This is a genomic window from Mycobacterium sp., from assembly GCF_044342925.1.
In the GTDB taxonomy this organism is placed as follows: Bacteria; Actinomycetota; Actinomycetes; order Mycobacteriales; family Mycobacteriaceae; genus Mycobacterium.
In genome coordinates this window covers 1-6,461 of the sequence record NZ_JBIIOV010000179.1, presented here as the reverse complement: position 1 = coordinate 6,461, position 6,461 = coordinate 1, and the positions used below count along the sequence as shown (strand labels likewise).

Annotated in this window: 4 protein-coding genes and 2 pseudogenes; 5 read left to right on the top strand and 1 reads right to left on the bottom strand. The window is 70.3% G+C overall.

Annotation, left to right across the window (positions count from 1 at the left end; genetic code table 11):
- From ADBZ6I_RS15140 to ADBZ6I_RS15130, 3 genes and pseudogenes are all read left to right on the top strand, one after another.
- Positions 1-833 (top strand): annotated as a pseudogene (locus ADBZ6I_RS15140) (ABC transporter family substrate-binding protein); the annotation flags it as partial.
- Between the two features lie 52 nt (positions 834-885).
- Positions 886-1,749, top strand: coding sequence for an N-acetyl-1-D-myo-inositol-2-amino-2-deoxy-alpha-D-glucopyranoside deacetylase (mshB, locus tag ADBZ6I_RS15135; RefSeq protein ID WP_526385247.1), 864 nt, complete (start codon positions 886-888; stop codon positions 1,747-1,749).
- 35 nt (positions 1,750-1,784) lie between these two features.
- Positions 1,785-2,159 carry a hypothetical protein gene (locus tag ADBZ6I_RS15130; protein WP_526385245.1) on the top strand — a complete coding sequence of 125 codons (375 nt, stop codon included), beginning with the start codon at positions 1,785-1,787 and terminating at the stop codon, positions 2,157-2,159.
- A gap of 1 nt (position 2,160) precedes the next feature.
- Here the strand turns inward: ADBZ6I_RS15130 and ADBZ6I_RS15125 are convergent, their stop codons facing one another.
- Positions 2,161-3,444 carry a hypothetical protein gene (locus ADBZ6I_RS15125; protein ID WP_526385243.1) on the bottom strand — a complete coding sequence of 428 codons (1,284 nt, stop codon included), beginning with the start codon at positions 3,442-3,444 and terminating at the stop codon, positions 2,161-2,163.
- Between the two features lie 123 nt (positions 3,445-3,567).
- Between ADBZ6I_RS15125 and ADBZ6I_RS15120 the strand changes: the two genes are divergently transcribed.
- Both ADBZ6I_RS15120 and ADBZ6I_RS15115 read left to right on the top strand, forming a co-directional pair.
- A complete protein-coding gene (locus ADBZ6I_RS15120; protein WP_526385241.1) occupies positions 3,568-6,087 on the top strand; it encodes a bifunctional FO biosynthesis protein CofGH in 2,520 nt (839 codons plus the stop codon).
- A gap of 36 nt (positions 6,088-6,123) precedes the next feature.
- A pseudogene (locus ADBZ6I_RS15115) lies at positions 6,124-6,461 on the top strand (hypothetical protein); the annotation flags it as partial.

Genomic DNA, 6,461 nt, shown 5'->3' with positions numbered 1-6,461 from the left:
AACTGTTCACGCAGGCCGGCTATCAGGTGGACCGCTCGCCGACCGAAAGACCCGTCCCGCCGCCGCCGGACGGCACGAACGCCACGGACGGCACGAACGCCACGGACGCTACGGACGGCACGGACGTTCCGCGTACGGACGGCACGGACGGCACGGACGGCACGGACGGTCCGCGTACGCCGGTGTCGACCCGCGGGCGGATCAGCCGCGACGGTCAACCGCTCGCCTTGGTGATCGGGGCGGCTGCCAACGACCCCGCCTCGGTGGCGGTGGCCAACACCGCCGCCGATCAGCTGCGCGGCGCCGGTATCGCGGCGACGGTGCTGGCGCTGGATCCGCCCACGCTCTACGGCGCGGCGCTGACCAAGAACAAGGTCGACGCGATCGTCGGCTGGCGTTCCGCTGGGGGAGATCTGGCCACCTTGCTGGCGTCGCGATACAGCTGCCAGGCGCTGGAAGCCACCCTGGTGCCCACCACCGGGCCGCGCGTTCCCGCCTCGCCCCGCACGACGGACGGCCAATCGGGAACCCCCACCACGAGCACCCGGCCGTCCGCACCGCCCCCGCTGGTGCGAGCGCCGTCGAACATCACCGGAATCTGCGATCGCTCCATCCAGCCGAAGATCGACGGCGCCCTGACCGGGGCGCTGAACGTCAACGACGTCATCGCGGCCGTCGAGCCGCGGTTGTGGGCGATGGCCACCGAACTGCCGATCCTCCAGGACACCACGATCGTCGCCGCCGGGCCGACGGTGCAGAACGTGGCCCTCACCGGGGCGGTGCCGGTGGGGATCGTCGGTGACGCCGGCCGCTGGGTCAAGACGTCGCCGTAACCCGGGTCGGTAGTGTGCCCCCGGAGTGCTCGCCCGGCGATGAGGAGAGTTCATGGCTGCTGTGCCGCGGTTGTTGTTCGTTCATGCCCACCCCGACGACGAGACGCTGAACAACGGCGCCACGATCGCGCGGTATGCCGCCGCCGGTGCCGAGGTCACCGTGTTGACCTGCACGCTGGGGGAGGAAGGTGAGGTCATCGGTGAGCGCTGGGCGCATCTGGCCGTCGACCACGCCGACCAGCTCGGCGGTTACCGCGTCGGTGAACTGACCGCCGCGCTGCAGTGCCTCGGATTGCCCGGCCCGCGGTTCCTCGGGGTTGCCGGCCGCTGGCGGGACTCCGGCATGGTGGGTACCCCGGCCCGGCGCCAGACCCGCTTCGCCGACGCCGACCACGACGAGGTGGTGGCGCAGGTTGCGGATGTGATCGCGGAGTTGCGGCCGCACGTGGTGGTGACCTACGACCCCAACGGCGGCTACGGGCACCCGGACCACATCCAGGCGCACGTGGTCACCACCGCGGCTCTGACGGTGGCGGCCGACCGCTGGGAGGTTCCGAAGTTCTACTGGACGGTGATGTCGCCCAACGCGTTTCGCGAGGGGCTGGCCCTGCTGACCGACGACGATGTGCGGTCGGACTGGATCCGGCTCACCGACGAGGCCGCCGCGGTGTTCGTCGAGCACCCCGTCACCACGGTGATCGACGCCCCGGAGCAGCTCGGCGCCAAGGTCGCCGCCATGGTGGCTCACGCCACCCAGGTGACCGTCGGGCCCACCGGCCGCGCCTTCGCGCTGTCCAACAACCTCGCGTTGCCGGTGCTGACCCAGGAGCACTACGTGCTGATCTCGGGCGAGCTCGCGGACACCGACGCCGACGGTCTGGAGCGCGACCTTCTGGCCGGTCTCGCCCTCACGTGACCGGACCGAAAGCCCCTGTGGCTACTGCTGATCCGATGCGCGGCGCGTACGCGGACTCGCCGCTGGCCCGTCCGGTCCTGGCGCTGCTGGCACTCGACGGTGTGGTGTCGGCGATCATCGGCGCATTCCTGCTGCCGCTGTACCTCGGTCCGGTGCCGCTTCCGGTCAGCGCAGTGTTCAGCGGGCTGCTGAACGCCGCACTGGTGTGGGCCGCCAGCCACTGGACCGACTCGAAAAGGCTTGTCGCCCTTCCGCTGTGGACGTGGCTGGCGACCGTAGCAGTGCTGTCGCTCGGCGGCCCCGGCGGTGACATCGTGTTCGGCGGGCCGGGGATCATGGGCCTGTCGGTCCTGATCCTCGTCGCCCTGGGAGCGTTACCCGCCGCGATGCTGTTGCGCCGGCTTTCCTGACTTAGCCGCGGCCGCTGCGTGCCGGGCGTTGCGACTTCTCCGAAGCGTCCGATCCGGACGGCTGGTCGGCGTCCTGGCTCTGCGGTGCCTCGCCTGCGGCCGGGGCCTCGGCCTCCGGGGCCTCGACCGCTGGGGCCTCGACCTCCGGAGCGGTCTCGACCGCGGGGGCCTCGACCGCGGGTGCCTCGGCAACCGGTGCGGGAGCCTCAGTGGCGGTTTCCGCGGCGGGTGCCGCACTGGCCGGGGCGTCGACCGTGGCGGGTGCGTCGGCGGCGAGCGCGCTGGTCACCGCGGCGGTGGCAGGCTCGGCAACTTCGGGCGCCTCGACGGCGGCCGCGGCCCGCACGCTCGCGGTGGGGGCGGCCACCGAGGCGCCGGGCAGCGGCGGCAGCGGGGGCAGCGGCGGCAGCGGGACGAGGCTGTTGAGCCAGGCCAGGCCGTAGTTGATGCCGTTGTTGATCGAGGTGTTGATGCCGTTGCTGATGTCCGGCCCGATCTGGGCGAAGTTCAGGCCCAGCACGTCGGCGAAGGTGTACACGCCCGCCTGCACCAGCGGCTCAGCGGTGTAATAGGCGAAGCTGACGCCGGGCGCGAGCCACCACAGGCCCGGGATGAAGCTCAGGATGTACTGGCCCCACGCGGCGCCGTAGGCGGCCCACGGCTCGACGGCGTTGTAGGTGTTCTTGATGAGGCTCTCGACGCTGCGGGTTTGCGCCCCGGTCGGTGTCTCGGTCAGGGTGTTGATCAGCGCTATCGCCACGGCCTCGGAGAGCGCGACATCCGTGGGCGCGCTGGCCGCGCTGGCCGCCACCGAGGCGCCGGGCAGCGGCGGGGGCAGCGGGATGTTCGCCCAGGCGAGGGTGTACCGGATGGCGTTGTCGATGGAGGTGGTGATGCCGGTGCTGATATCGGGGCCGATCTGGGCGAAGTCCAGGCCCACTACGTCGGCGAAGGTGTACGTCCCGGCCCGGACCAGCGGCTCGATGGTGTAGTAGGCCAGCGGGACCGCCGGCGCGAACCAGTTCACCACCGGGATGAGGCCCAGGATGTAGTCCGCCCACGACATGCCGTACTCGGCCCAGGGCTCGACGGCGTTGTAGGTGTTCTTGATGGCCGCCTGGAGCGGGCTGGTGATCGAGGTGAGCTCCAGGGCCGCAGCGATCTTCGCTGTAGCGGGGGCCGGCGCGCTCACCGGGTTCACAGCGGCGGCGCCGACCAAGGCGGTGCTGATACCGGCGATCAGGAACGAGCGGGCGGACATCCGGACGGGCAGAGTCTGGTTCATCACAACACCTCACAGGTTTGCCGACAGTTCGATGACGGACTGTACACACGAACCTGAGAAATTCACAGATGGGTCGGCTGTGCTGCGGGAGGTGCGCGGGTCTGCCGGTACTACTGTGGTGCCATGTCGACCGCCGGGCCTGCGCTGCGCCGGGTGTTACGGCGAGCCCGCGACGGCGTGGCTCTCAACGTCGACGAGGCGGCCATCGCCATGACGGCCCGCGGCGACGAACTAGCCGATCTGTGCGCCAGCGCGGCCCGGGTGCGTGACGCCGGTCTGGCGTCGGCCGGTCATCGGGGTCCCAACGGTCTGCTGCCGGTGTCCTACTCGCGCAAAGTGTTCATCCCGGTCACCCATCTGTGCCGCGACACCTGCCACTACTGCACGTTCGTCACCGTGCCCGGCAAGCTGCGGTCCGCCGGCCGGGGCATGTATCTGGAGCCCGACGAGATCGTCGGCATCGCCCGTGGCGGCGCCGACCTCGGCTGCAAAGAGGCACTGTTCACCCTCGGCGACCGGCCGGAGGCGCGGTGGCCCGAGGCCCGGCAGTGGCTGGACGAACGGGGTTACGACTCGACGCTGGACTACGTCCGCGCCACCGCGATCCGGGTGCTGGAGGAGACCGGTCTGCTTCCGCACCTGAACCCGGGGGTGATGAGCTGGGCCGAGATGTCGCGCCTCAAACCCGTTGCGCCGTCGATGGGAATGATGCTGGAGACCACCTCGCGCAGGCTTTTCGAGACCCGCGGCCTGGCGCACTACGGCAGCCCGGACAAAGATCCGGCGGTGCGGCTGCGAACGCTGACCGACGCCGGCCGACTGGCTATTCCGTTCACCACCGGGCTGCTCGTGGGTATCGGGGAGACGCTGGCCGAGCGTGCCGACACCGTGCATGCGATCCGCAAGGTGCACAAGGAGTTCGGGCACGTTCAGGAAGTTATCGTGCAGAACTTCCGGGCGAAGGACCGCACCGCGATGGCGGACGCTGCCGATGCCGATTTCGACGATTTTCTGGCCACCGTCGCGGTGGCTCGGCTGGTGCTGGGCCCGGACATGCGGATTCAGGCCCCGCCGAACCTGGTCTCGCCCGGCGAATGCGTGGCCCTGCTCGGCGCCGGCGTCGACGACTGGGGCGGTGTCTCGCCGCTCACCCCCGACCACGTCAACCCCGAACGGCCCTGGCCCGCTCTCGGTGACCTGGCCGCGGTCACCGCCGACGCCGGCTTCGACCTGGTGCAGCGGCTCACCGCCCAGCCCAGGTACGTCCTGGCCGGGGCCGGTTGGATCGACCCCCGGGTCGCCGGCCACGTTGCCGCGCTGGCCGATCCCCAGACCGGCTACGCCCGCGACATCACACCCGCCGGGCGGCCGTGGCAGGAGCCGGACGAGGCCGCAGAGTCACTGGGGCGCACCGATCTGGCCACGGCGATCGACGCCGAGGGGCGCCGTTCCGCAGCCCGCAGCGATCTTGACAGCGCCTTCGGCGACTGGGAATCGATCCGGGACCGGGTGGGGCAACTCGCCGCCCACGCGCCGGTACGCCTGGACGGTGACGTCGCCGCCGCGCTGCGTGCGGCGGAACGGGATCCCGGCGGCTGCAGCGACGCCGACTACCTCGCGCTGGCGACCGCGGACGGCCCCGCGCTGGATGCCTTTGCTGCCCTTGCCGATTCCATCCGTCGCGATGTGGTCGGCGACGACGTGACGTTCGTGGTGAACCGCAACATCAACTTCACCAACATCTGCTACACCGGCTGCAGGTTCTGTGCTTTCGCCCAGCGCAAGGGTGATGCGGACGCGTTCTCGCTGTCCACCCGTGAGGTGGCTGAGCGGGCCTGGGAAGCACACGTCGCCGGGGCCACCGAAGTGTGCATGCAGGGCGGCATCGACCCGGACCTGCCCGTCACCGCCTACGCCGATCTGGTGCGAGCGGTCAAAGAAGCGGTTCCCGCGATTCATGTACACGCGTTCTCGCCGATGGAGATCGCCAGCGGGGTCACCAAGAGCGGCAGCAGTATCCGGGACTGGCTCGTCGAACTGCGCGAAGCGGGTCTGGGTAGCATCCCCGGAACGGCGGCCGAGATCCTCGACGACGACGTGCGCTGGGTGCTCACCAAGGGCAAACTGCCTACCTCACTATGGGTGGAGATCGTCACCACCGCCCACGAAGTGGGTCTGCGATCCAGCTCGACGATGATGTACGGCCACGTCGACACCCCGGAACACTGGGTGGGCCACCTCAACGTGCTGCGCGGAATCCAGGACCGCACAGGCGGTTTCACCGAATTTGTGCCGCTGCCGTTCGTGCACCAGTCCTCGCCGCTCTACCTGGCCGGTGCGGCGCGTCCGGGTCCCACGCACCGGGATAACCGCGCGGTCCACGCGCTCGCGCGAATCATGCTGCACGGTCGCATCTCCCAGATCCAGACCAGCTGGGTCAAGCTCGGAGTCGAGCGAAGCCAGGTGATGCTCAACGGCGGCGCCAACGATCTGGGCGGCACCCTGATGGAGGAGACCATCTCGCGGATGGCCGGCTCCCAGTACGGCTCGGCGAAGACCGTGGCCGAACTGGTCGCCATCGCCGCGGGCATCGGGCGGCCGGCCCGTCAGCGCACCACCACCTACCAGAAGCGGGCGGCCTGACGGTTTCACGGCGTCGCAGGCGGCATACTGCCTTCTATGGTCAGGCGAGTGCCGTTGGCGGCAGCTGTCGCGTTCGCGGTGCTGTCCGTGTTCGCGGTGGTGGTCGTTCCGCTGGGTCCGGGGATCGACCGTCCCGGGTCTGAGGTGGTGGATCACATCACCGCGCACGCCGGCATGATCCGGTTGCAGGTGCTGCTGAGCGCCTGCGCGTTGCTGGCCGCCGCGGTGGTTTTCGGTCACGCCCGCGAGCGGCTCGACGGCCCTGCGGGCTACCTGTTCAGCATCGGTGCGGCGGTCTTGATCGCGCAGGTCGGCATCCAGATGTGGTTCAGCGCGGGACTGGCCCTGCACCCCGGGTCGCTGGACCCGGCCGT